The organism is Pseudomonas sp. JL3 (genome assembly GCF_031570575.1).
GTDB lineage: Bacteria > Pseudomonadota > Gammaproteobacteria > Pseudomonadales > Pseudomonadaceae > Aquipseudomonas > Aquipseudomonas cucumis.
This window is the reverse complement of record NZ_JAKWJK010000006.1, coordinates 52955-77948: the sequence shown is the minus strand read 5'-3', so window position 1 is coordinate 77948 and position 24994 is coordinate 52955. Positions and strand designations below refer to the sequence as shown.

The following is a 24994-nucleotide window of genomic DNA, read 5'->3' as shown; positions in this document are numbered from 1 at the left end:
GGGCGAGCAAGGGATATTTTGTGAAAGTGGGTGAAGGATCCTCCAAATGATCGTTCCCATGCTCCGCGTGGGAATGCCTCAATGGACGCGGAGCGTCCCGGGCTGCATTCCCATGCAGAGCGTGGGAATGATCGGTGACACCCCGCTCCCACATGGAAAATCAGCGTTGTTTCAACCGATCAATCACAACCGCCAGCAACAGGATCGAACCGCGAATCACGTACTGATAAAACGTATCGATATTCTTCAGGTTCATCGCATTCTCGATGATCGCCAAAATCAGCACCCCGGCAATCACATGCCGAATCATCCCGATCCCGCCACTCAGCGATACCCCGCCGAGTACGCAGGCCGAGATCACCGTCAGCTCGAAACCCTGGCCAATCATTGGCTGACCGGACGTCATGCGCGACGCCAGAATCACCCCGGCCAACGCACCGATCACACCGTGCACGGCGAAGATGATGATCTTGGTCCGGTCAACGTTGACCCCGGCCAGCAACGCTGCTTCCTGGTTACCGCCGATGGCCATGGTGTTGCGCCCGTAGGTGGTGTAGTTCAGCAACCAGCCGAAAAACAGGAAGCAGACGATGGTGATCAAAATCGGCACCGGCACGCCGAACAACTGACCGTTGCCGAACACGAAGAACTGTTCCTGTGAAACGCCCACCGCTTTGCCGTTGGCAAAAATGTAAGCCAGGCCACGCACAATCTGCATGGTCGCCAGCGTAGTGATCAACGCATTGACCCGGAGCTTGGCGATCACGATGCCGTTGATCAGCCCGACGATCAGCCCCATCACCAGCGCCGCACTGACGCCGAGGAACACGCTGTCGGTGTCGCGCATCACCACCGCCGCGACCACGCCGGCGCAGGCAATCACCGAGCCCACCGACAAGTCGAAATGCCCGGACGCCAGGCAATACAACATGGTGCACGCGGCAATCCCGGTAGTAGAAATCGCCAGGCCCAGACCGCGCATGTTCAGCGGCGACAGGAAGTTGTCGATCAGCAAGGTGCAGAGCACGAAGATCCCGACGGCCGCCAGCAGCATCACCCAGTCATCGAGAAAGCGCCGCAGGTCCAGAGGTTTGCGCGGGGTTGGCAAAGCGTTGTTTTGGATGGTCATAGTCACCTCTCAGTTCGCCACGTCGGCGGCGCGTTGGCGTGGCAACGCCAGTTGCAGCAGGTTGGATTCATTGGCTTGTTCGCGGGTCAGTTCGCCGCGCATCGCGCCTTCGCAGAGCACCAGGATGCGGTCGGAAATGCCCATGACTTCCATCAGGTCGCTGGACACCACAATCACCGCGATGCCGCTGGCCGCCAGGTTATGGATGATCTGGTAGATCTCGGCTTTGGCCCCGATGTCGATGCCCCGGGTGGGCTCGTCGAGCAGCAGGACTTTCATCGGCATCGACAGCCAGCGACCGAGAATCGCCTTCTGCTGATTGCCGCCAGACAGGTACATGATTTTCTGCGCGGCGTTGGGCGTCTTCACCTTCAGCGCCTTGATCTGCTTGTCGGCGTTGCCCTTTTCCCACAGGCCGCGCAACAGGCAGCCGAACGTGGAATGAGCACCGCGTGCGCTGATGTTGATATTCTCGGCAACGCTCGCGAGCGGCAGGATGCCCTCCTTCTTGCGGTCCTCGGGACACAACAGAACCCCAGCCGCAATGGCATCGCGTGGCGAACGCAGTTTCAGTTCACGACCGCGCAACTCAAGGCGCCCGGCGGTATTGCGCGTCAGCCCGCTGAGCATCCGGAACAGTTCGGTGCGCCCCGCCCCGACCAGGCCGAACAGCCCGAGAATCTCGCCCTTGTGCACCTCGAAACTCACCGGTTCACGCAAGCCCGGCCCCAGTAATCTGTCGACCTTGAGCGCCACTGCGCCGCGCGGACGGCTGCGGTAATCGTAGATGTCCTGGATGTCGCGACCGACCATGCACGTCACCAACTGATCATGGGTCAGCGCGCTCATGTCCTCGAAGGTGCGCACGAAGCGACCGTCCTTGAACACCGTCACCGCGTTGCAGATACGGAACACTTCTTCCATACGATGGGAGACGTAAAGCACCACTTTGCCTTCGTCACGCAGGCGCCCGATGATCGCCATCAAACGATCGATTTCCCGTGCCGACAGGCTGCTGGTGGGTTCGTCGAATGCAATCACATGCGCGCCACGGGACAACGCCTTGGCGATTTCCACCAGTTGCCGCTGGCCGAGGGACAAGCGCCCGACTTTCTCTTGCGGGTCGATTTCATCGGCCAGGCCTTTGAGGCAGGCCAATGCCTGTTGCCGCAAAACGCCGCGATTGATCAGGCCGAAACTCGCCGGCAGATGGCCGAGAAACAGGTTCTCGGCGACGGTCATTTCCGGCACCAGGTGCAACTCCTGATGGATCACCGCGACCCCGCTGCCAATGCTGTCGGCGGTGGACTTGAAAACCCTCTTCTGCTCGCCGATTTGCAGATCGCCGCTGCTCGGCGCGTAAGCACCGCCAAGGATTTTCAGCAGCGTGGACTTACCGGCGCCGTTCTCGCCCATCAAGGCGTGAACCTGCCCCGGATGGGCGACGAAGCTGATGCCGTCCAGCGCCTTCACCCCGGGAAAGGTTTTGCCGATCCCGTTGAAGCGCAGGCTGCCGCCAATGCTCTGTTGATCTGTCTGTACTTGTGCGTGCATAAACCCACCTCATCACACCGGTCAGGCAACCCCGTCGCCAGGGCTGCCGATGAAATCAACCGCGCCTCAGTTCCACAGGCCGATCTTTTCCAGTTCCTGCTTGAAGTTGTCGCGCGTGATCAGCGTCACGTCGTCCATCGCGGTGTATTTAGGCGGTTCTTTGCCGGTGGTGACCCACTCGTACATCATGCTCGCGGTGTTGTAGCCCTCGATGTGCGGGCTCGGCAGCATCGAGCCGAAGAAGCCGCTGTTGGGTTTCTTCAGTTCGCCGATGGCATCGGTGCCGTTGATGCCGATGCCGATCACGTTGGCCGCGGCAAAACCGGCGCTTTCGGTGGCGCGCACGCCGCCCAGCACGGTGTTGTCGTTCATGCCGCCGATGATCAGGTTTTTCGCCGCACCCGGCAGCTTCACCAAGGCCGAGTTGGTGGCGTCCATGCTGCCCGGTACGTCGAGGGTTTTCAGCGCCGAGAAGAGGATGTGGTCTTTCGGCATCCCGGCGTCTTCCAGCGCTTTGACAGAACCGTCAGTGCGTTTCTTACCGGTATCGAGTTCGTTGTAGGTGTTGATCACCGCGTAGGTGTCTTTCCAGTCCCAGCCGCGTTTTTTCGCTTCGGCGGCCATGGCGGCGCCCTGCTTCTGGCCGACTTCGAAGGCGGCCATGCCGAGGTACGGCACGTCCTCCATGAACTTGCCGCCGGCATCGACGAAACGGTCATCGACAGCGATCACTTTCAAACCGTTGAGCTTGGCCTTGGCCATGATTGCCGGGCCGAGGGACACGTCCGGGGGGCAAATCACGAAGCCCTTGGCGCCGTTGGCCGCCAGGCTGTCGATGGCCGAGAGGGTTTTCTCGCCATCAGGCACGGCGATCTTGATGACGGTGAAGCCCTTGTCCTTGCCGGCTTTTTCGGCGAAGGCCCATTCGGTCTGGAACCAGGGCTCTTCCGCTTGCTTGACCAGAAAACCGATCTTCACTTCCTCGGCCGCCAGCAATGTACTGCTGAGGCTGACCGCGGTGACCGCCAAAGCGGCACAGCACAGGGAACGGATCCCACGACGACGTTTCATAAGCTGACTCCTTGTTATTTTTTTTGAGCGTTATTTGAAAGCCAATACAGCAGTCGAAGCATGCAGCCAATAGTCATATCGTATGATGATTGGATTTCAGACGTAGTTTCGCGCCTGAAACCCGAGTTATTCAGTCGTGGTACATGACCGAGCGCCCACCATCGATGGTGATGCATGAAGCGTTAATGAACGGCGCTTCATCGCTGGCCAGGAACACAGCGGTCATCGCCACTTCAATCGGCTGACCGATACGCCGCGGTGGATGCAGGTCAAAGGCCCGCTGACGTTCGGCATGGGGGTCGGCAAAACCGTTCCAGTAATCGACGTTCAGTTGGGTTTCGATGTAGCCCGGCGCGATGGCGTTGACGCGAATGCCTTTGGGCGCATATTCGATGCCCAAGGCGCGGGTCAGCCCGAGCAAGCCATGCTTGGCCACCGGGTACGGGAAGCAGCCGGGAATGATGTGAGTGGAATGGGTCGAGGCGATGTTGATGATGCTGCCGATGCCCTGCTCGATCATTTGCGGCAACACGGCTTTACAGCCATACCAGGCGCCGTCCAGGTCGATGGCGAAGCAGCGATGCCAGTCTTCTTCGGTCATTTCCAGCGGGTCGCGGAACACGTTGACCCCGGCGCAGTTGACCAGCACGTCGATCCGGCCGTGAAGTTCGATGGCCAATCTGGCCATGGCGTGCAGGTCTTGCTGGCGCGACACGTCGGCCTTGACCGCCACGACATCCGCGCCTTGGTCACGCCAATGCGCCGCGACTTTTTCGACTTTCTCGACCTGGATATCACTGATGATCAGCTTGGCCTGCTGAGAGGCGAAGGTTGCGACAATCGCCTCGCCGATACCCTGAGCAGCACCGGTCAGCAGCACGACTTTATTTTTCAGCCGCTCACCCTTGGGCGGTTCGGGCACCGGAGGCAAGGAAAGAGGTTCAGCCATGGATCAACACTCCTGTTCGAAGGCACGACGAAAACCGGGCATCTGTCGATGTCCGGTCAAAAAGCTGTTGGGAATAGGCAGGCAGGCGCGAAAACGCCCGGGCGCCGAGGCGGCCTGAAGCACTGACTCCGCAAGGGAGTGCGGTGGAATATCGCTGCATCACTTCACCTGTTTTGTTTTTTTTAAGTGTGAGTGCGTGTAACTGATGGGGCCGACTATAAACCCGACCACCAAATAATCTCAATATATAATTTTACATCCCATATTTTGGGATTTACCCAGCAAATCTCCGACAGGTTTTTCCGGGCACATCCACTCGAATCGATAACAGCGCGCCATCCAACGGATGATTGAGCGGGCTTGCAGCGCTGGTGATGTACAGGGTTTTGAGGTCTTCACCACCGAACACGCAACTGGTGGGACGGCTGACCGGCAGTTCGATTACCCGATCCACATAACCGTCTGGGTTCAGTCTAAGCAGACAACTGCCATCCCAGCGGGCGTTCCATATATAGCCTTCGGCATCCATCGCCGAGCCGTCGGGGCCACCACGTTCGTGGGGGCCGAACCAGACATAGGCGGTGTCCAGGTTGCCGTCGGCATGGATGAAATGCCGATAAAGCGTTTTGTCGAGGCTGTCGGCGAAATACAGGGTCGTGCCGTCATCGCTCCACAGCAACGTGTTAGGAATACCTATTCCTCGAAGCAGCGGCGTGACCCTAGCATCGCGGTCAATGCGAAACAGGCCACCCGAGCGGCGCACGACGGGCAAATCTTCGCCCTGCTCACCGATGTTGTTTTGCATGGTGCCCAGCCAGAGCCGGCCCTGGGCATCACAGCGGGCTTCGTTGGGGCGATTGCCGGGTTGCGGATCGGCGACGCAGAACAAGGTCAGCCGAGGTTCCAGGCCTGGAGAATCCAGATCCAATCGATAAACCCCACTGCTCAATGTCACCAGGGCATCACCGCTTTCGCAGGGAATGAACGCGGACACGGGCTCCGGCATCTGCCAGATGTCCACATTGGCGCCGATCAGCCGGAGCGCTTGTTTACCGGCGATATCTACCCAATACAGCGCCTGGGTCGGAGCATCCCAGAACGGGCCTTCGCCGAGTTGCGCACGGTGTCCGGTAACCGCAGTCCACGTCATGAAACCTCCTGTCTTTTTGCTTTTATGTGGGAGCGGGCTCGCTCGCGAAGAGGCCGTGACATTCACTATCTCTGTCGCCTGACACATCGCCTTCGCGAGCAAGTCCGCTCCCACAGAGTTCGTCTGATTAGCTGGCCTTCTTGTCGGCCATGACTTGGGGGTAGAAGCGTTTGATCGCCAGGTCCGCGTTATCGATCAGGGTCATGCACGCCCAAACACCCCGTGCGGCATCCCGGGCGGCGATGGCGTCGGCCATGTCTTTGTGGATGGGCAAGGTTCGGCGCAGTTCGTCCGGGTCGGCGGCAGACACTTCGAAAGACACTGCCAGCAACGCGCCGAGGGCCGGGACCATTTGTTCGATGAACTGATTGTGGCTGGCGGCGAGAATGCACTCGTGAAAGAACTGGTCGGCACGGTTGTAATCGATGCCGCTGTCCACTGCCCGTTCCAGCGCGTTGTAGGCCTGGAGTACGGCTTGCACCTGTTCCACCGTCGCCCGCTCGCAGGCCCAGCGCACCGCCATGGGTTCGATGGTGCGACGCAGGTCGAGCAAGTCGTCGACGAAGTTTTCCGGCAAGCCGCTGCGCGACAGCCAGCCGACGACTTGCGGATCGAAGAGATTCCAGCGCCGCACCGGCAATACGCGTGTGCCGACCTTCGGCCCGACTTCGAGCATGCCTTTGGCGACCAGGGTTTTGATGGCTTCGCGGATGACCGTACGGCTGACACCGAGTTGCTCGCCCAGATCAGCTTCGATCTTGATGGTTTCGCCGGGTTTGACCTGGCCGGCAGCAATCCAGCACCCCAGCCAGTCGACCGTCGACGCATGAAAACTGCTGGACATGGGTACCTCGTCGACCGGTGATCAAAAACAAACGACACAAAGTGTGTTCGCGATGGGTGTCCACGCTAATCATCATATGATTGGGTGTCAATTGGATTTTCTGCTGCCCCGCCAATACGAACATGGCTGTTCGTCCGAATCCTGCTCGAAGCCCTTTGATCCCATCCACTTTGTAAACTACGGTTAGCCGCAGCAGATCAAGCCGTCAGCGATCTGTCCCCCTTCAAATCCGCTATTGATAGGTATGAACATGGACATGGATGCGTCTACGAAATACCCCATTGTGTTGGTTCACGGTCTTTTCGGCTTCGATAAAATCGCCGGTTATCCTTACTTCTTTGAAATCGAGGAAGCCTTGGAACGCGCTGGCGCTCAGGTGTTTGCCGTCAACATTCCAGCCGTCAACGGGAATGAAGAACGCGGAGAAAAACTGCTCGAACACGTCAACCGCATTTTGCTGGAAACGGGAGCGGACAAGGTCAATCTGATCGGCCATAGCCAAGGCCCCTTGGCCGCACGCTACGTAGCAGCCCTGCACCCGGACAAGGTTGCGTCGGTCACCTCGGTCAGTTGCCCCAATCATGGCTCGGAGATTGCCGACCAATTGCATAAGGCGCTGACGCCCGGAGAGTTGCCCGAAGCCTTCGTACTGGCCCTGCTGGGCGCCGTTGGCACCTTCATCTCATTGATCAGCGGCCACCCGGAAAACCCGATTGACGCTGAATCGGCTTTCGAATCGCTGACCAGCGCGGGATTGGCTGCCTTCAATCGCAAGTACCCACAAGGGGTGCCAAAGGTTTGGGGCGGCGAAGGCAACGAAGTTGAAAACGGCGTGTATTACTATTCCTGGAGCGGGATCGTGCAGAACTTCCAAAGTCTGCAACCACTCGACCCGAGTCATTTGAATTGTATCGTGCTATCGAAGCTGTTTTATAAAGAGGAAAACGCCAACGATGGGCTGGTCGGCCGCTACAGCTCGCACTTGGGCAAAGTGATTCGCTCGGATTACCCGATGGACCACTTTGATGCAGTCAATCAGATAGCCGGAGTCGACAGCTGGAACGTGAGCCCGGTCAGGCTCTACCTGGAACATGCAGAGCGACTCAAGAGCAAAGGTTTGTAAGCCAAAAAAAAACGGCCCGTTGAAATAACGGGCCGTTTTTTTGTACAGCACAGAAGCACAGCGCGTTACGGCTCAAGTCCGATAGGGAAGAATTCGCCACCGCTCCACACGCCTAGCCAACGCTGCCCGTCGATTTCACGACTCACCGCCAGCTCCACCAATTGGTAGAACACATTGCGGTGAATCAGTGCTTCAAGGTTGGTGCGCACATGCACGTATGGCGCGGGCTCTTGAGTAACCGGATCGATCACCACGCGCATAGGGTGCTCGGCGCCGGCATCGGTCGTTTCGTCGACATTCGTGGTAAAGCGCAAGACCTGAGCCTCCCCCTCGCCTTCGACTTCCACGGCGATTGCCACGAACGGTGCATCGTCGACCTTGATGCCCACCTTTTCGACCGGGGTAATCAGGAAGTAATCATCGCCGTCGCGGCGAATGATGGTGGAGAACAGCTTGACCATCGGCTTGCGCCCGATCGGCGTGCCCAGGTAATACCAGGTGCCGTCGCGGGCGATGCGCATGTCGATATCGCCGCAGAAGTCGGGGTTCCACAAGTGGACCGGCGGCAAGCCTTTGGTTTTGGGGATTTGCCCCAACAGGTCGTTGGCTTTTTGCGGGCCACTCATGGCGTTCTCCTTTGATTTACTGGCCGCTGAGCCCCAGCAGGCTACGAGCGTATTGCTCCAGCGGCGGGCCCAGCAAGTCTTCTGGCTTGTTGTCGTGGAACGTCAGTAAACCGCCACGACTCTTGATACGTGCAGTATCGATCAAATACTGGGTGCTGGTCTCGATCAACATGATCTGAATCACGCCATTGTCGATTCCGAGGCGATCCACGTGTTCCTGGTCGAGCCATTCGTCCGAGTTGCCGATGCGGTCGTCGGCCTTGGCGAAACGGGTGTAAAGCAGGTAATGGGCGCCGGCGGCACGGGCTTCGCCCATGGCAGCGTCGAGGCCTTCCGGCGCGCGAGCGCGGCGGACCATCGGGAAATATTCGATAAAGCCGTTGAAGGCTTCTTCGGCCACCACGTTAGGTCGAGGGTAAGCACTGCCCGGCGGCGCGAACGCACCTTGGGCGATGTAGATGAATGAGTCCGGCTGTATGCGGAAGTTATTCACGCGACGGCTGTCGCTGTGGTCCAGCAGGCCCGCGTCGCTCATGTGGTAGCGAGTCCCTTCGGCCATATCGCTGACATTCATGCAGCCACCAAGCGCCAAAACGGCCAGCAGCAAAACCAGGCTACGCATCCTACCCTCCAGAGGCCGGTGACGGAAAACCGGCGAATGGCCATGGGATGCAGCTTCCGCGCCAGCTCAACGTGCAGGGGTGTGTCAGTTGTTTTTGGGGTGAATGGAGGATGGCTTGCCCGCGATGCGGCCCGATCAGCCGCCAATGATTTTCATGATGGTCGCGCCACCGGAGAACGCCACTTCCTGCTTGTCCCCCAAGGCCTTGACCAGCAGTCGCTGCAAGGCCGGCAGCGCCTGGTGACGAGGCTTGTCCAGCAGGTCGCCGACATAGTGACGATTGCTCGACGACAGGCAACCATGCAGCCAACCCGTGGACGACAAACGCAGACGCGAACACGTGCGACAAAACGGAACGCTTTCGTTGGCGATCACGCCGAAGTGGCCTACCCCTGGAATCTGGTAACGCACCGCCGTGGCATCAACTGGCGCATCGGCCTGAAGGTACTCGTAGCGCTCGCCTATCAGGCTCAGCAGCTGCTGAAGGCTGACGAACTGCTGCAGGAAGGCGTTGGAGTCGCTGGCCAGGTGGCCCATGCGCATCAACTCGATGAAGCGCAACTCGTAGCCGCGCTCCAGGCAGTAATCGAGCAATGGCATCACCTGATCGAGGTTCTGCCCGCGCAGCGGCACCATATTGACCTTGATCTTCATGCCGGCCGCGGCGGCCTGGTCCATGCCGTCGAGGACGGTCGCCAGATCACCGCCGCGCGCAATACTGCGAAAAGCACTGGCATCCAGGGTATCTAGGGAAACGTTGATGCGCCGAATGCCGGCATCCACCAGCAGTGGCAGTTTCTTCGCCAGCAACTGACCATTGGTGGTCAAGCTGATGTCCGCCAGGCCCATCTGCCCGACGGCAGTCATGAAGGCTTCGAGTTTGGGACTGACCAGTGGCTCGCCACCGGTAATGCGCAATCGCTCGATGCCCGCGGCCTCGATCAGATAGGCCACGCCGCGTGCCATGGCCTCCGCCGACAACTCATCCTGCGCAGCCACCAGCCGCTTGCCATTGGGCACGCAGTAGGTACAAGCGTAATTACAGGCGGAGGTCAGACTGATCCGCAAATTGCGAAAACGCCTGCCTTGACGGTCAACGATCATGGATCACTCCGGCGAAAGAAGATTCGAACGCGCAAAACTTGACTCACAAATCAAGTTTTAGCAAGCCCTATGCCTGAGTATATTCCTGCGGTACTGCGCCATGTAGCTAAATCATGGCGCAATAAGGCAACTGAATGGTTCAGCTGCTCGGCGTGTCGGTGTCGCGCTTGCGCTTGTTGCCCATGCGCACGCCGATGTCCATCAGGAACTGGAAGAAACCTTCCTGATCTTCCAGCACGTTGCTCCAGAACGGCGAGTGGTACAGCGCCACGGCGCCATGCACCAGCGCCCAGGCCGCGCAGTAATGGAAGTAAGGCGGCACGTCTTCGAGCTTGCCTTCGCTGATCCGGCCCTTGATCAGCAGGGTCAGGCGTTCGAAGTTCGAGGCGCGGATCTTGTGCAGTTCCTCGACCATCTCCGGCACCTGATTGCCCTTGACCACCTTTTCTTCCAGGCGATCGAACAACCGATAGCGTTGCGGATCACGCATGCGGAATTCGAAGTAGGCCCGGGACAGGGCTTCCTTGTCCTTATCGACATCGGCGGAATGCAACAGCTCGTTCAAATCGCGCTCGTAATCGAGCATCAGGCGCAGATAGATCTCCGCCTTGGATTTGAAGTGCTTGTAGATCGTGCCTTTGCCGATACCCACGGCATCAGCAATCATCTCGACGGTGACACTGTCTTCACCTTGTTCGAGGAACAGCTTGAGCGCGGTATCGAGAATTTCTTGCTCACGGCGACGAAACTCACGGACCTTACGAGGTTCTTTATGCATAAGAAAAGGTCTGTAGGGGTCAAAATTCGAAGCCGCGTATTATGCCTAACTTACGCCAAAATGCACGGATCATCCGACCATATATGTGTTTCTTGATGAATTCGCGCAACCTCGCCGGTTGATGAGAACTCAACCGAAGCGCGCGTATTCCAAATTTGTTTAAAAACCCGACCAGCTAAACTGGACTCGGCGCAATACTGATCAATACTTCAACTGTCGGCGAGGCATCTCCCCCAAGTGTCGCGCCGATGAAGGTACCAAAGGATTGTGTGCCTTTGTTTTACTCCTAATGGTCTTAACCCGGATTCACCCCCCAGAACCCGGGTTTTTTTTGCCTGCGATTCAGCGGTCAAAAAATCCCAAAGGCTGGGATCTCTTTTAACGTTACACCGATGTCCTGACGTGCGCCAACGGGAACAAACGCTTGAAATTCTCGGTGGTCTGCTCGGCAAATCGCTCGTAGGACTCACCTCGCAACATTGCCAGAAATTCCGCGACCTCACGCACATATTGCGGCAGGTTCGGTTTGCCGCGATAAGGGATCGGCGCCAGATACGGTGAGTCGGTTTCCACCAGCAACCGGTCAGCCGGTACCTTGCTGGCCACATCCCGCAGGGCATCGGCATTGCGAAAAGTGACAATACCGGACAAGGAAATGTAATACCCCATGTCCAGCGCAGCCTTGGCCATCTCCCAGTCTTCGGTGAAGCAATGCAGCACGCCCGCCTGAGGTAGCGCCGCCTCGCGCAGCAGCTCCAGGGTATCGGCCCGTGCGCCACGGGTATGGATGATCACCGGTTTGCCGGTCTGTTGCGCCGCTTGCAGGTGCAGGCGGAACGACTCCTGCTGCAACGCTGCAGCCTCCGGCTCGTAGTGATAATCCAGGCCGGTTTCACCAATCGCCACCACCCGCGGATGATTGAGTTCGTGCAACAGCCAATCCAGCGCCGGCGCGACACCCGGCTGCACATCGAGCGGATGCACGCCGACCGAACAGTCGACATCGTCGTAACGTTCGGCCAGGGCTTTGACGTCGGCGGCGTTATCGGCGCTGACGCCAATGCACAGAAAGTGCCCTACCCCGCGCGCACGGGCCGCATCGAGCGCGGCATCCAGGGAGCCGTCGTGGGCGGTGAGGTCGAGGCGATCAAGGTGGCAATGGGAATCTACGAGCATAAAAGGGCTGCAACTTACATCGTATGAGTGGGACGGTCGGACTTCAGGGCTCCGGCCAGATGGGTTTCGATTCGACTGCGCGCGGTATTGTCGCCTTCGTTGAATTGCACGCCAACCCCGGCGGCGCGGTTGCCCTGGGCACCTTTGGGGGTGATCCAGGTGACCTTGCCGGCGACCGGAATCTTTTCCGGTTCATCCATCAGGTGCAACAGCATGAAGACTTCATCGCCCAACTTGTAGCTTTTGTTGGTCGGGATAAACAGGCCACCGTTCTTGATGAACGGCATGTAGGCCGCATAGAGCACGGCCCTGTCCTTGATGGTCAAGGACAAAATGCCATTGCGCGGCCCGGGACTGACGGGTTCGTTCATGCTGACCTCCGCTGTCTGATGATCAGAGTCTAGGCACGACAGTCACTTCTGGGTAGGCAAGGATACCCATTGCACCAACAGCGCCTCCAGCAACAACGCAGGATTGAGGTTGGCTTTGCTCATCACTTTCTGCCGCTGGGCGAGGATCCAGTCCTGGATATTCAGGACTTTGTCCTGTGCGGATTTCTGCGCCAGGTATTGAATCACCTTGCGCATGTCTGCCAGGCCCAGCCCTGCTTCATCCTGAGTCAACTGATAACGCAGGATCAGGCTCGACCAGTCGCAGAACCAGTCGAACAGCAGGAACATGGGAATGGCTTTCCACTCTTCGGCCAGTTGCGTCGGCGATTGCTGCTGCTTGAGCAGTTTCTTTACGCCTTCAACCACCAGCGCTCGTTGCTCGCGTACGCCCTGAGCCTGCAATTTGACCGCGGCCAATGGCGAACCGGCGGCGAGGGTCAGCAGTTCAATGCGCTCTTCTTCGGAACAGTCCGGCAATGCGCTGGCCAGCCAGGCCAGGCTCATGGCTTCGCTTGGCAACGGACAGGCCTGCTGCACGCAACGGCTCTTGATGGTCGGCAGCAGACGGCTGGTCTGGTGGCTGACCAACAGCAATACGGTATCGCCGGACGGCTCTTCAAGGCTTTTGAGCAAGGCGTTGGCGGCGTTGATGTTCATCGACTCGACCGGCTCGATCAGCACCACTTTGCGACCACCCATCTGCGAGGTCTGAACCACGAAGCTGACCAGATCACGGACCTGATCGACCTTGATCGCCTTGTCCGCCTCTTCCGGTTCCAGGATGTAGTTATCGGGGTGGCTACCGGCCTTCAGCAACAGGCAGGATTTGCACTCACCGCACGCGTCCTGGGCGGTGGGGCGCTGGCACAACAAACTGGCCATCAAACGCTCAGCCAGCGCACGCTTGCCGATCCCGGCCGGGCCATGCAACAAATAGGCGTGAGCGTGCTGGGCACGACCGGCCAATTGCTGCCAGAGACTGTCCTGCCACGGATAGGCTTCAGTCACGGGTCAACTCCAGCAGACGTGGCAGCAACGCATCCAGAGACTGCTGAACCTGCGCCAGCGGCTGAGCGGCATCCACCAGGACATAACGCGCAGGATCCGCTTTGGCGCGCTCGAGGAAGGCAGTGCGCACCGCATCAAAAAAACCTCGGCCTTCGAGCTCGAAGCGATCCAGCCGACCGCGGGCGCTGGCGCGGGCCAACCCTACTTCTACCGGCAGATCGAAAATCAGCGTCAAGTCCGGGCGCAGATCGCCCTGGACGAATGTTTCGAGGGTCGCGATGCGCTCCAGTGACAAACCACGACCACCGCCCTGATAAGCGTAGGTCGAATCGGTAAAGCGATCGCACAGGACCACCGCGCCACGGGCCAGCGCCGGACGGATCACCTCGGCCAGATGCTGGGCTCGCGCGGCGAACACCAACAGCAGCTCGGTGTCGGGGTTCATGACCTCATCGACTGGCGCCAACAGTACATCACGGATCCGTTCGGCCAGAGGTGTGCCGCCGGGCTCCCGGGTCAACACCACTTCGATCCCGGCAGCGCGCAGGCGCTCGGCCAGGTATTCGCGATTGGTGCTCTTGCCGGCACCTTCCGGGCCTTCCAGGGTAATAAACAAGCCAGTCACAGGCAGTCCTTAGTCAGAGTCATTGCGGGCTTTGCGGCGCGGGGGCATCCGCCTCGGGTGCCGGCGCAGGTTCTTGTGCGGGGTCTTCCACGGGGTCTTGCACGGAATCTTGCGGCGCTACTGGTGGCAGGTCTTCGGGCGCCGTATTGGGCGAAGCCGCCGGGATCGGAGCCTGGGTATCCTCCGTCGGCGGCGTAACAGTCGGCGCAGGGCTGGAGCGGTAATCGGCACGTCGGTTGATCTGGAATTCGCGCACCGCATTATTGTGGGCGTCCAGATCATCGGAGAACACGTGGCTGCCATCGCCGCGCGCGACAAAATACAGGCTGTTGCCGTCCGCCGGATTCAACGCCGCATGGATCGCTTCGCGGCCGACCATCGCAATCGGCGTCGGCGGCAGGCCGGGGATCATATAAGTGTTATAGGGCGTAGGTTCCTTGAGATGGGCGCGGGTCAACTTGCCGTTGTAACGATCCCCCAGACCATAGATCACAGTCGGATCGGTCTGCAACAGCATGCCCATCTCCATGCGCCGCACGAACACACCGGCAATCTGCCGACGCTCCTGCGGCACACCGGTTTCCTTTTCCACCAACGAGGCCATGATCAGAGCCTGATAGGGCTCAGTGTAGGGGACGTCGGCAGCGCGCTGGCTCCACTCCTTGGCGAGGACCTCGTCGAGGCGATCGTAAGCTTTCTTGAGCAAATCGGCGTCGGTCATGCCACGCACGAAACGATACGTGTCGGGAAAGAATCGTCCTTCCGGAAAAATCCCGCTGTGCCCGAGCTTGTCCATCACTTCGCTGTCGCTCAGACCGTTGAGGGTCTGCTCGAGTTTTTCGTCCTTGGCCAGGGCTGCGCGAACCTGATGGAAATTCCAGCCTTCAACCAGCGTCAGGCTGTATTGCACCATTTCTCCGCGCTTCCACAGGTCGATCAGCCCGTTGACTGTCATACCAGGCACCATGCGGTATTCGCCGCTGTGCAGCGGTTGTCCCGCCAGATTGAAACGCCAATACACGCGCAGCCAGAAAGCGTCCTTGATAACGCCATCAGCTTCAAGTCGAAGGAAAGTGCGGTTTGGCGTAGTGCCTTTGGGCACCTCCAGCAGCTCTTCCTGGGCGATGTTCAGCGGCTGTTCCAGCGCCGAATCGATTTTCCAGGCGCAAGCGCCCGCCAACAGCCCCGCCAGAACCAATCCGGTTTCCAGCAGCAGCAAGAATTTACGTCTCACGAATCAAGCATCCAGTAGCGCACGAGCAATGGTTTGGAGTTTACGGGTGAGCGGCCCAACCGGCCAGCTCAGTGCGGCATAGGCGCGCACCGGCCAAACGCCATACACGCTGTTGCAGACAAAGACCTCGTCAGCCCATTGCAGCTGCTCGAGGGTGATATCGGTGACTTGCGTGGGAATTCCCAATGACTTGGCTTGAAACAATAATTCGGCACGCATCACACCCGCCACGCCACAGCGTTTGAGATTGGCGGTCACCAGCACGCCATCGCGCACCAGGAACAGATTGCTGAACACGCCCTCGATCACCCGCCCGACCTGATCCAGCATCAAGCCTTCGGCATGCTCGGTGTCCTGCCATTCGGAACGGGCGATGACCTGCTCCAGACGATTCAAATGCTTGAGACCGGCGAGCAATGGTTGTTTGGAAAGCCGTGTCGCACAAGGGAACAGCCGAACGCCTTGCTCCGCATGAACAGCCGGATAAGCCGCAGGAGGATTGCCTTGCAGAATACGTCGAGCCTGAGCCGAGGGATCGGCGGCATAACCGCGCAGGCTGTCGCCGCGGGTGAGGATGAGTTTGAGCACGCCCTCGCCCAGCGCGGCGGAATAGGCCAGCAGCTCCGCGCGGATCAGTTGATGATCGGCGGCAATCGCCAGGCGCGAACAACCCTCGGCCAGACGCGACAAATGTCGATCCAGCAGCAGCGGCTGCCCGCCCTTGACCGCGATGGTCTCGAACAGACCATCACCGTAAGCCAGGCCGCGATCCTTCAGCGACAAAGCGTCAGCCGGTTGACCGTCGACCCAGCTGTCCATCAGTCAGCGAACCGGCGGAACACCAGCGAGCCATTGGTACCGCCAAATCCGAAGGAGTTGGACAGCACGACGTCGATATCCATGCCACGCGCGGTATGGGGTACGAAGTCGAGGTCGCAACCTTCGTCCGGCTCATCGAGGTTGATGGTCGGTGGTGCCACCTGGCTGTTGATTGCCAATACGCTGAAAATCGCCTCGACCGCGCCCGCCGCACCCAACAGGTGACCGGTCATGGATTTGGTCGAACTGACCGCCAACTTGTAGGCGTGATCGCCGAACACGGATTTGATCGCACAGGCTTCGGCGAGGTCGCCAGCCGAGGTCGAAGTGCCGTGGGCGTTGATGTACTGGACCTGATCGCCATTGATCTTCGCATCGCGCAAGGCATTGGTGATGCAACGCGCAGCTCCCGCGCCATCGGCCGGTGGCGAGGTCATGTGATAAGCATCGCCACTGGTGCCGAAACCGATCAGCTCGGCGTAGATGGTCGCGCCACGGGCCTTGGCGTGCTCCAGTTCTTCGAGCACCAGTGCGCCGGCGCCGTCGGACAGCACGAAGCCATCACGGCCCTTGTCCCATGGACGGCTGGCACGGGTCGGCTCGTCGTTGCGGGTCGATAGTGCGCGGGAGGCACCGAAGCCGCCCATGCCCAGACCACACGCGGCCATCTCGGCACCACCGGCGATCATGACGTCGGCTTCGTCGTACATGATGTTGCGTGCCGCCATGCCGATGCAGTGCGTACCGGTGGTACACGCCGTGGCGATGGCGTAGTTCGGTCCCTGTGCGCCCAAGTGGATGGACAGGAAACCGGAAATCATATTGATGATCGAGCCAGGCACGAAAAACGGAGAAATCCGTCGTGGGCCGGAATCATGCAGCGTGCGGCTGGTGTCTTCGATATTGGTCAGACCGCCAATACCCGACCCCATGGCCACGCCGATGCGCTCGCGGTTGGCATCGGTGACCTCAAGACCTGCGTTACGCACGGCTTGAAAACCTGCAGCCAGACCGTATTGAATGAACAGGTCGAGTTTGCGAGCTTCCTTGACCGACAGGTATTCCTCGACATTGAAGCCCTTTACCGAACCGCCGAAACGGGTGGAATAGGCAGAAAGGTCGGTGTGTTCGATCAGACCAATGCCACTGCGGCCAGCCAGAATGCCCTGCCAGCTGCTCGGCACATCCGTGCCCAGTGGCGACAACATACCCATACCGGTGACTACGACGCGTCTACGCGACACAGCACTCTCCTTTTTCAAATGACGACTTTGCATCAGGCCTAAAGAAAAAACCGCACGCCGTGATGGCAGTGCGGTTTTTCCATGACAGCGAGCGACGACTAAAAACTATTACGCCTGGTGGCTGGTAACGTAGTCGATTGCTGCTTGTACAGTAGTGATCTTCTCAGCTTCTTCGTCAGGGATTTCGGTCTCGAATTCCTCTTCCAGAGCCATCACCAGCTCAACGGTGTCAAGGGAGTCGGCACCCAGGTCTTCAACGAAGGAAGCAGTGTTGACCACTTCTTCTTCTTTAACGCCCAGTTGCTCAGCAACGATTTTCTTGACGCGCTCTTCGATGGTGCTCATACCTTGTTTTCACTCCTAATGGACAAATTCAGGCAGCTGGCCGGTGGGTAAGTGTATAGAAAGACTTTTCAGTTTTTCAACTGAAAGCTTCACTCCTCAAACCCGGCGACCCTCTGTCTATAAATAGATTGCAGCTTTATAACGGATTTTAGACAGCTCGTATGACATTTTTTTGAAGCAATCCGTCACATTTAACTCATGTACATCCCGCCGTTCACCGGGATTGTAGCCCCAGTAACGTAAGCCGCACCGTCGGATGCAAGAAAAGCGACCACAGACGCGATCTCTTGAGCTTGCCCCAGACGACCCAGCGGAATCTGCGTCTGCAAGGCTTCACGCTGCGCCTCGGGCAGTTCACGGGTCATATCGGTGTCGATGAACCCAGGGGCCACCGAGTTTACCGTAATCGAACGCGAACCGACTTCACGCGCCAGTGCACGGCTGAAACCTTCCAGACCGGCCTTGGCGGCAGCGTAGTTTACTTGGCCTGCGTTGCCCATGGCACCCACAACCGAGCCAATACTGATAATTCGTCCCCAACGGGCTTTGGTCATGCCGCGCAAAACACCCTTGGACAGGCGGAACAGACTGTTCAGATTGGTATCGACGACGTCATGCCATTCGTCATCTTTCATGCGCATCATCAAGTTATCGCGGGTGATACCGGCATTATTGACCAGGATCGCCGGCGCACCGAATTGCGCCTGAATGCTCGCCAGCACGGTCGCTACGGACTCATCGCTGGTGACGTTGAGTTCCAGGCCAGTGCCCTGAATACCATTTTCTTTCAGGGTCGCAGCGATACGCTCGGCCCCCGAAGCGGAAGTCGCGGTGCCGATAACGATGGCACCCTGACGACCCAACTCCAGAGCGATAGCCTGGCCGATACCACGACTGGCACCGGTGACCAGTGCAACTTTACCTTGCAGACTCATGCAAGCTTCTCCTTGTTAAGCCAGCGCTGCGCGGGCGGCAGCGAAAGCGTCTGGGGTATTGAGGTTAGAGGTCGACACGCCTTCGGCGCAACGCTTGTTCAAACCGGCGAGTACTTTACCAGGGCCGCATTCGACCAGTTCGGTCGCGCCCTTGGCAGCCAGCGCCTGGACCGACTCGACCCAGCGCACAGGCTTGTAGAGCTGTTCAAGCAGATCGCGCTTGAGGGTTTCCAGATCCGCCGGCACGCTAGCGCTGACGTTCTGTACCACAGGGATCTGCGGCGCCTGCCAGTCGATCGCGGCGATCGATTCGGCGAACCGCTCGGCGGCCGGACGCATCAATTCGCAATGGGATGGCACGCTGACCGGCAATGGCATCGCGCGCTTGGCGCCACGTGCCTTGCAACCTTCGATGGCGCGCTCAACCGCAGCCTTCGCGCCAGCGATCACTACTTGGCCCGGGGAGTTGAAGTTGACCGCGCTCACCACTTCGCCTTGCGCCGCTTCGGCACAGGCTGCGAGTACGTCGGCATCCTCCAGACCCAGGATTGCAGCCATGCCGCCCTGCCCGGCTGGAACGGCTTCCTGCATCAACTGACCGCGACGCTCTACGAGCTTCACTGCGTCGCCCAGGCTCAGACTGCCTGCAGCCACCAGGGCGCTGTATTCGCCCAGGCTGTGACCGGCAACGTACGCCGGACGCGCACCGCCTTCAGCCAGCCACAGGCGCCACAAGGCGATCGAGGCAGTCAGAATGGCCGGCTGGGTTTTATCGGTTTGATTGAGTTGTTCTTCCGGCCCTTGCTGGGTCAGTGCCCAGAGGTCGTAACCCAGAGCATCGGAAGCTTCTTTGAATGTTTCGAGGACCACCGGATGTTGCGCGCCCAACTCGGCCAGCATGCCGAGGGACTGCGAACCCTGTCCTGGAAAGACGAATGCGAGGGAAGCAGACATGTAACAAGCCCCTAATGATCTTGTCGTCGGAGAAATGACGTCCCGTTTGTGGAACGCAAGAAACTCACAGTTGGATGGCCCATTGAACTGAGCGGTCACATTTAAGCATTGTCCGACGAAAACGCCTAAGGCAACAAATCTTCCACGCGCCCATGAAGCCGCTCCGGCAAGTTTTCCTGGATCTCGATCAACGCACGCTGAATCGCACTCTGAAAACCCTGCACCCCCGCCGAACCGTGGCTTTTCACGACAATTCCCTGCAAACCGAGGAAACTTGCGCCGTTATGTCGTGCTGGCGCCAGCTCGGCCTGCAAGCGTTTCATCAGCGGCAGCGCCAGTGCGCCCACCACTTTGGACGCGAAATTTTTCTTGAATAACGCCTCAATGCGCCCGGCAATCATGGTCGCCAGGCCTTCGCTGGACTTGAGCAGGATATTGCCGACAAAACCGTCACACACCACCACATCCGCCTCGCCACGGTATAAACCGTCACCTTCGACAAACCCGATGTAGTTGATGCCACGAGCATTCTGCAACAAGGTGGCCGCCAACTTGACCTGCTGATTGCCCTTGATGTCTTCGGTGCCGATGTTCAGCAATGCAACTCTTGGACGAACGATGCCCAGGGTTTCTGCCGCCACCGAGCCCATCACTGCAAACTGCAACAACTGCTCGGCGCTGCAATCGACGTTGGCGCCCAGGTCGAGCAACTGACAGTAGCCCTTCTGCGTCGGAATGGCCGCGATCATTGCCGGCCGATCGATGCCCGGCAAGGTCTTGAGCACAAACCGCGACAATGCCATCAGCGCACCGGTATTGCCGGCACTGACACAGGCCTGAACCTTACCGTCTCGCAGCAACTCGAGCGCCACGCGCATCGACGAGTCGGGCTTGCCACGCAAGGCTTGAGCAGGCTTTTCGTCCATGGTGACGACTTCAGACGCCGGCGTAATCGACAGACGCGCGCGATCCACCGCCGAATGGCTGGCAATCAATTCTTCAAGAAGGGAGGGTTGACCGACGAGGGTCAGGTGTAGCGAGGGTGTAGCAGACAGGCAAGCAAGACTGGCCTGAACAATGCTGCGGGGACCGAAGTCCCCGCCCATTGCGTCAATCGCGATGACTTGAGCGGACAAGGATTACTCGTCAGCGCCCTTGTCGATCACTTTACGACCACGGTATACGCCTTCTGGCGATACGTGGTGACGCAGGTGAACTTCACCGGTGGTTTTTTCTACAGACAGGGTGCTAGCCTCGAGAGCGTCGTGCGAACGACGCATGTCACGGGCAGAGCGGGATTTTTTGTTCTGCTGAACAGCCATAATTGATTAACTCCTAAACGTTTGGGTCACGCTTTAACTGCGCCAATACACTGAACGGGTTGGACCGCGTTACCTCGTCCTCGCTCGGTTCGGGCTCATCGAGACCCGCCGGCTGCTGGCATTCTTCCGGATGATGAGCAGGCACAATGGGCAAGGCGAGCAGAAGCTCCTCCTCGATCAGTGACTGCAGATCCAAAGGATCTTCGCCCAGTTCCAGCACGTCATAACCTTTCGGCAACGACTGGGTATTCGCACCCTCCTTCACCACAGCATAACTGCATTCGCTATGGATCGGCAGGGTGACCAGCTCAAGACAACGCTGGCAAACCATTTTGACTTCGGTGTCGATAAAGCTGTGAATTACCACAGATTTACGTTCATCTCGTTCAAAAACGAATTTGGCCTGCACCGTACCGACAGTATCGGAAAGCGGGTCGCAGAGTCTCTCCAAATCGGCCAGCAGCAGTTCACCTTGAAGGGTGGTGCCACGGTCAGCCAATTTGCGCGGGTCAACGTGAGGTGGAATCGGGTCATTCAACATAGGCGCAGCATTATAGGGATGCCCCCAGCCATGTCAAAGGAAATTCAGCCCTGCCCGTCACTTGAGCCTGCGCTAGAATTCGCCCCCGCCCTTTGGAGATCCGCATGCTGCCTTTATTACTTGCTTCAAGCTCGGCCTATCGCCGGGAATTGCTGGCCCGCTTGCAGCTGCCGTTCACGTGCAGCTCGCCGGATATCGACGAAAGCCATCGCGAGGACGAGTCTGCCGTCGAACTGGTAAAGCGCCTCGCCGAAGAAAAAGCCCGCGCCCTTTCAGGCAGCCATCCAGCCCACCTGATCATCGGCTCGGATCAAGTCGCCGTTCTCGGCGAGCGGATTATCGGCAAACCTCACACCTTCGAAAAGGCCCGTGAACAACTGCTGGCATCCAGCGGTGCGAGCGTGACCTTCCTGACCGGCCTGGCACTGCTCAATAGTCAGACCGGCCACTGCCAGGTCGACTGCGTGCCGTTTACCGTACACATGCGCACACTCGACGCAGCGCGCATCGAACGCTACCTGCACGCAGAACAGCCCTACGACTGCGCTGGCAGCTTCAAGGCCGAAGGTTTGGGGGTGAGCCTGTTTCAAAGCACCGAAGGCCCTGACGCCTCCAGCCTGATCGGCCTGCCGCTGATTCGCCTGATCGATATGCTGCTGGCTGAAAACGTACAGATACCCTGAACCGCACCTCTGCACAGAGACCGCGCTCGCACAAAAAAACCGGCCGCGCAGGCCGGTTTCTTTATGCAGCCAGATGATTAGCGCAGCGAAGGCCCTTGAAAGCCCATCCACATCGCCAAATGCTCAGCCACGCTGGCGCCGAGCTTTTTCGAGAAGCGATCGAACGGCGATTCCTCAACAGTGAAATCCACCAACTCTTTCTCGCCGATCACATCGCGCGCAACCGAACTGGCATTGCCCAGACCATCGATCAAGCCCAGCGACAGCGCTTGCTCACCCGACCAGACCAGCCCGGAGAACAACTCCGGATGCTCTTTGTCCTTCAGGCGATCACCACGACCTTTCTTGACGCTGCTGATGAACTGCTGATGAGTGGTATCGAGCACGCTCTGCCAGAACTGGGTTTCCGCAGGTTTCTGCGGCTGGAACGGATCGAGGAACGATTTGTGCTCGCCGGAGGTGTAGGTACGACGCTCCACACCCAACTTCTCCATGGTCCCGACAAAACCGTAACCGGCCGCCGTCACACCGATGGAACCCACCAGGCTCGCCTTGTCGGCGTAGATCTGATCCGCGGCACTAGCGATGTAATAGGCACCGGAAGCGCCCAGATCCGAGATTACCGCGTAAACCTTGGTATCCGGATGCAGGCCGCGCAAACGACGGATCTCGTCGTAGACATAACCCGACTGCACCGGACTGCCGCCAGGGCTATTGATTCGCAGAATCACACCCTTGACCTTCTTGTCCTCGAAGGCTGCACGCAGACTGCCGACGATATTGTCGGCACTGGCCGGCTCTTTGTCGGCAATCATGCCCGTTACATCGATCAGCGCCGTGTAGCCAGAGCCTAGGCTTGCGCCTTTCTCCATGCTTATCAACGGCGATAACAGAAACAACGCGCCGAGCAGGTACAAAAAAGTCAGCGACTTGAAGAAGATTCCCCAGCGACGAGACCGGCGCTGCTCCTGCACGCCAGCCAGCAAGGTTTTTTCCAGCAGCTTCCAGCTTTTCTCGTCACCGCTTTCCGCACTCGCCTTGGCGGGCGCTTTCCATTCGTCGGTCATGCCATGTACCCCAGCAAAAAAAACCAATTAAACCCGCTGACTCAGCCAGGTGTGCAACTCTGAAAAACAATCAATGGCCAGTCTCGGCTCAAATAGCTTCAAGGCGTCGATCGATTGAGCGCCATAGCTGACCGCCACCGAATCCATGCCCGCATTGCGCGCCATCTGCAGGTCGAACGACGAATCGCCAACCATCAGCGCTTGCTCCGGACGAACCTCGCAATGGGCGAGAATCTGCTCAAGCATCAACGGATGGGGCTTGCTGGCGGTTTCGTCGGCAGCACGGGTGATATCGAAATAATCTTCCCAACCGTGAGACTTCAGCACCCTATCCAGCCCACGACGAGCCTTGCCGGTCGCTACTGCCAGATGATACCCCTCGACACGAAACGCTTCGAGAGACTCGATAACGCCCTCAAACAGCGGGGAAGGCTCGGCCTCCGCCGCAATGTAGTGATCCGCATAGTGCTGACGGAATGCTATCAGCTCGGTGTCGCCAATCTCGGGATACAGGGTGCGAATCGCTTCCGGCAAGCCCAGACCGATAATGCCTTTGACGGCAAAATCATCACGCAACTGAAAACCGGACCGCTCGGACGCGACATGCATCGCCTCGACAATCCGACCAATGGAGTCAGCGAGCGTGCCGTCCCAATCGAAAATCAGCAGCTTGTAATCAGTAGGGTGCACTCAAGCGCTCCACGGTTTTGGCCCACATCTCGTCGACCGGCGCCTGCAACTTGAGCTCGCCACCATCAGGCAGCGGCACAGTCAGCATGTAGGCGTGAAGAAACAGACGCTTGCCGCCCAGATCACGAATCTCTTTGCTGAAACCTTCATCGCCGTACTTGGTATCACCCGCAATGCAATGTCCGGCATGCAGAGTATGGACGCGAATCTGGTGAGTGCGACCCGTGATCGGTTTGGCTTCGACCATAGTGGCAAAGTCGCCAAAGCGACGCAGCACCTTGAACACGGTCACAGACTCCTTGCCCTCCTCCTCGTCCACCTCAACCATGCGCTCGCCGGACCGCAGATTGCTCTTGCCCAGCGGCGCACGGACTTGCTTGATCGAGGCAGCCCAGTTGCCGCGGACCAGCGCCATATAGCGCTTATCGACGCCATCGCCGCGTAACGCCGTGTGCAAGTGGCGCAACATGCTGCGCTTTTTGGCAATCATCAGCAGGCCGGAGGTATCACGATCGAGACGATGAACCAGTTCGAGCTCCTTGCAATCCGGACGCAACTGACGAAAGGCTTCAATCACGCCGTAGGTCAAGCCACTGCCTCCATGAACCGCAATGCCGCAAGGCTTGTTGACCACGATCAGCGCCTTGTCTTCGTAGACAATCGAGGCCTCGAGCCGCTGCAACAGACCCTGGGCCAGCGGCACAGGCTCGTCGCGCTCAGGCACGCGAACCGGCGGCACGCGCACGATATCGCCCGCCTGCAGCTTGTATTCGGGCTTGATCCGACCTTTGTTCACCCGCACTTCGCCCTTGCGCAAAATGCGGTAAATCAAGGTCTTGGGCACGCCTTTGAGCCGAGCGAGAAGGAAGTTATCAATACGTTGGCCGGCATATTCCGGCGAGACCTCCAGCAGTTGTACGGCTGGGGTCGAAGGGGCAGTAGTCGTCATGGCGCGGATGATAACAATTTTTTATGGAATTGAAGCACTTAATCATTGCTGCTATAGTCG

At 58.7% G+C, this 24994-nt stretch carries 28 protein-coding genes; 2 read left to right on the top strand and 26 right to left on the bottom strand.

The genetic code is table 11. The features are described from left to right. Positions 1 to 160 precede the first annotated feature (160 nt). From araH to MMG91_RS13060, 6 genes are all read right to left on the bottom strand, one after another. Positions 161 to 1129 (bottom strand): L-arabinose ABC transporter permease AraH, encoded by a 969-nt coding sequence (araH, locus tag MMG91_RS13085; protein WP_123357792.1) that lies wholly within the window; start codon positions 1127 to 1129, stop codon positions 161 to 163. Positions 1130 to 1138: 9 nt separating this feature from the next. Further along, positions 1139 to 2683 carry an L-arabinose ABC transporter ATP-binding protein AraG gene (gene araG / locus MMG91_RS13080; protein ID WP_310659832.1) on the bottom strand — a complete coding sequence of 515 codons (1545 nt, stop codon included), beginning with the start codon at positions 2681 to 2683 and terminating at the stop codon, positions 1139 to 1141. Between the two features lie 66 nt (positions 2684 to 2749). Beyond that, the gene (locus tag MMG91_RS13075) at positions 2750 to 3754 is read right to left on the bottom strand and encodes a substrate-binding domain-containing protein (protein WP_008012080.1); all 1005 of its coding nucleotides are present in this window, start codon (positions 3752 to 3754) and stop codon (positions 2750 to 2752) included. A gap of 130 nt (positions 3755 to 3884) precedes the next feature. Then, complete coding sequence (locus MMG91_RS13070) at positions 3885 to 4703, bottom strand: SDR family oxidoreductase (protein WP_305446483.1); 819 nt, start codon at positions 4701 to 4703, stop codon at positions 3885 to 3887. A 274-nt stretch (positions 4704 to 4977) separates the two neighbouring features. Further along, the gene (locus MMG91_RS13065) at positions 4978 to 5853 is read right to left on the bottom strand and encodes an SMP-30/gluconolactonase/LRE family protein (protein WP_310659831.1); all 876 of its coding nucleotides are present in this window, start codon (positions 5851 to 5853) and stop codon (positions 4978 to 4980) included. A gap of 127 nt (positions 5854 to 5980) precedes the next feature. Further along, positions 5981 to 6697 (bottom strand): FadR/GntR family transcriptional regulator, encoded by a 717-nt coding sequence (locus tag MMG91_RS13060; protein WP_310659830.1) that lies wholly within the window; start codon positions 6695 to 6697, stop codon positions 5981 to 5983. Between the two features lie 250 nt (positions 6698 to 6947). Between MMG91_RS13060 and MMG91_RS13055 the strand changes: the two genes are divergently transcribed. Then, on the top strand, positions 6948 to 7820 hold the full coding sequence (locus tag MMG91_RS13055) for a triacylglycerol lipase (protein WP_310659944.1): 873 nt from the start codon (positions 6948 to 6950) through the stop codon (positions 7818 to 7820). Positions 7821 to 7885: 65 nt separating this feature from the next. Here the strand turns inward: MMG91_RS13055 and MMG91_RS13050 are convergent, their stop codons facing one another. The 17 genes from MMG91_RS13050 to MMG91_RS12970 all read right to left on the bottom strand — a co-directional run bounded on the left by MMG91_RS13050 (position 7886) and on the right by MMG91_RS12970 (position 21545). Beyond that, the gene (locus MMG91_RS13050; RefSeq protein WP_310659829.1) at positions 7886 to 8446 is read right to left on the bottom strand and encodes a DUF1285 domain-containing protein; all 561 of its coding nucleotides are present in this window, start codon (positions 8444 to 8446) and stop codon (positions 7886 to 7888) included. Positions 8447 to 8462: 16 nt separating this feature from the next. Next, a complete protein-coding gene (locus MMG91_RS13045) occupies positions 8463 to 9068 on the bottom strand; it encodes a DUF4823 domain-containing protein (RefSeq protein WP_310659828.1) in 606 nt (201 codons plus the stop codon). Positions 9069 to 9203: 135 nt separating this feature from the next. Beyond that, entirely contained in the window at positions 9204 to 10172 is a 969-nt protein-coding gene (locus tag MMG91_RS13040; protein ID WP_310659827.1) for a radical SAM protein, read from the bottom strand. A gap of 139 nt (positions 10173 to 10311) precedes the next feature. Next, positions 10312 to 10950, bottom strand: a complete 639-nt coding sequence (locus MMG91_RS13035) for a TetR/AcrR family transcriptional regulator (RefSeq protein ID WP_007942012.1) — start codon at positions 10948 to 10950, stop codon at positions 10312 to 10314. Between the two features lie 384 nt (positions 10951 to 11334). Next, a complete protein-coding gene (locus MMG91_RS13030) occupies positions 11335 to 12126 on the bottom strand; it encodes a TatD family hydrolase (protein ID WP_305446486.1) in 792 nt (263 codons plus the stop codon). 14 nt (positions 12127 to 12140) lie between these two features. Next, positions 12141 to 12497, bottom strand: a complete 357-nt coding sequence (locus tag MMG91_RS13025) for a PilZ domain-containing protein (RefSeq protein ID WP_305502880.1) — start codon at positions 12495 to 12497, stop codon at positions 12141 to 12143. Positions 12498 to 12539: 42 nt separating this feature from the next. Then, positions 12540 to 13526: a DNA polymerase III subunit delta' gene (locus tag MMG91_RS13020; RefSeq protein ID WP_310659826.1), complete on the bottom strand. Its 987-nt coding sequence runs from the start codon at positions 13524 to 13526 to the stop codon at positions 12540 to 12542. Continuing rightward, positions 13519 to 14151, bottom strand: coding sequence for a dTMP kinase (tmk, locus tag MMG91_RS13015; protein ID WP_310659825.1), 633 nt, complete (start codon positions 14149 to 14151; stop codon positions 13519 to 13521). Before tmk ends, MMG91_RS13020 begins: the two co-directional genes overlap by 8 nt. A 19-nt stretch (positions 14152 to 14170) precedes the next feature. Continuing rightward, the gene (gene mltG, locus MMG91_RS13010) at positions 14171 to 15385 is read right to left on the bottom strand and encodes an endolytic transglycosylase MltG (RefSeq protein ID WP_310659824.1); all 1215 of its coding nucleotides are present in this window, start codon (positions 15383 to 15385) and stop codon (positions 14171 to 14173) included. 3 nt (positions 15386 to 15388) lie between these two features. Beyond that, a complete protein-coding gene (pabC, locus tag MMG91_RS13005) occupies positions 15389 to 16204 on the bottom strand; it encodes an aminodeoxychorismate lyase (protein WP_310659823.1) in 816 nt (271 codons plus the stop codon). Continuing rightward, positions 16204 to 17448, bottom strand: a complete 1245-nt coding sequence (gene fabF, locus MMG91_RS13000; protein ID WP_007942005.1) for a beta-ketoacyl-ACP synthase II — start codon at positions 17446 to 17448, stop codon at positions 16204 to 16206. The genes pabC and fabF overlap by 1 nt, the downstream gene beginning before the upstream one ends. Positions 17449 to 17556: 108 nt before the next feature. Next, on the bottom strand, positions 17557 to 17793 hold the full coding sequence (gene acpP, locus MMG91_RS12995) for an acyl carrier protein (RefSeq protein ID WP_003175607.1): 237 nt from the start codon (positions 17791 to 17793) through the stop codon (positions 17557 to 17559). 191 nt (positions 17794 to 17984) lie between these two features. Further along, positions 17985 to 18728, bottom strand: a complete 744-nt coding sequence (gene fabG, locus MMG91_RS12990) for a 3-oxoacyl-ACP reductase FabG (RefSeq protein ID WP_310659822.1) — start codon at positions 18726 to 18728, stop codon at positions 17985 to 17987. A gap of 15 nt (positions 18729 to 18743) precedes the next feature. Continuing rightward, a complete protein-coding gene (gene fabD / locus MMG91_RS12985; protein ID WP_305446491.1) occupies positions 18744 to 19682 on the bottom strand; it encodes an ACP S-malonyltransferase in 939 nt (312 codons plus the stop codon). Positions 19683 to 19807: 125 nt separating this feature from the next. Continuing rightward, on the bottom strand, positions 19808 to 20818 hold the full coding sequence (gene plsX / locus MMG91_RS12980) for a phosphate acyltransferase PlsX (RefSeq protein WP_310659821.1): 1011 nt from the start codon (positions 20816 to 20818) through the stop codon (positions 19808 to 19810). Positions 20819 to 20821: 3 nt separating this feature from the next. Next, positions 20822 to 21004, bottom strand: a complete 183-nt coding sequence (gene rpmF / locus MMG91_RS12975; protein ID WP_003179396.1) for a 50S ribosomal protein L32 — start codon at positions 21002 to 21004, stop codon at positions 20822 to 20824. Between the two features lie 13 nt (positions 21005 to 21017). Further along, positions 21018 to 21545, bottom strand: coding sequence for a YceD family protein (locus MMG91_RS12970; protein WP_004371317.1), 528 nt, complete (start codon positions 21543 to 21545; stop codon positions 21018 to 21020). Between the two features lie 104 nt (positions 21546 to 21649). Here MMG91_RS12970 and MMG91_RS12965 point away from each other — a divergent pair, with 104 nt between their 5' ends. After that, positions 21650 to 22228 (top strand): nucleoside triphosphate pyrophosphatase, encoded by a 579-nt coding sequence (locus tag MMG91_RS12965; protein WP_310659820.1) that lies wholly within the window; start codon positions 21650 to 21652, stop codon positions 22226 to 22228. A gap of 77 nt (positions 22229 to 22305) precedes the next feature. On the opposite strand, the gene sppA is transcribed toward MMG91_RS12965, so the two are convergent. Genes sppA through rluC form a run of 3 tightly spaced genes read right to left on the bottom strand, consistent with a single transcriptional unit; the run spans position 22306 to position 24934 of the window. Further along, positions 22306 to 23295, bottom strand: a complete 990-nt coding sequence (sppA, locus tag MMG91_RS12960; RefSeq protein WP_310659819.1) for a signal peptide peptidase SppA — start codon at positions 23293 to 23295, stop codon at positions 22306 to 22308. Positions 23296 to 23322: 27 nt separating this feature from the next. Continuing rightward, positions 23323 to 23985: an HAD-IA family hydrolase gene (locus MMG91_RS12955; protein ID WP_310659818.1), complete on the bottom strand. Its 663-nt coding sequence runs from the start codon at positions 23983 to 23985 to the stop codon at positions 23323 to 23325. Next, positions 23972 to 24934, bottom strand: coding sequence for a 23S rRNA pseudouridine(955/2504/2580) synthase RluC (gene rluC, locus MMG91_RS12950; RefSeq protein WP_310659817.1), 963 nt, complete (start codon positions 24932 to 24934; stop codon positions 23972 to 23974). The genes MMG91_RS12955 and rluC overlap by 14 nt, the downstream gene beginning before the upstream one ends. Positions 24935 to 24994: the final 60 nt, after the last annotated feature.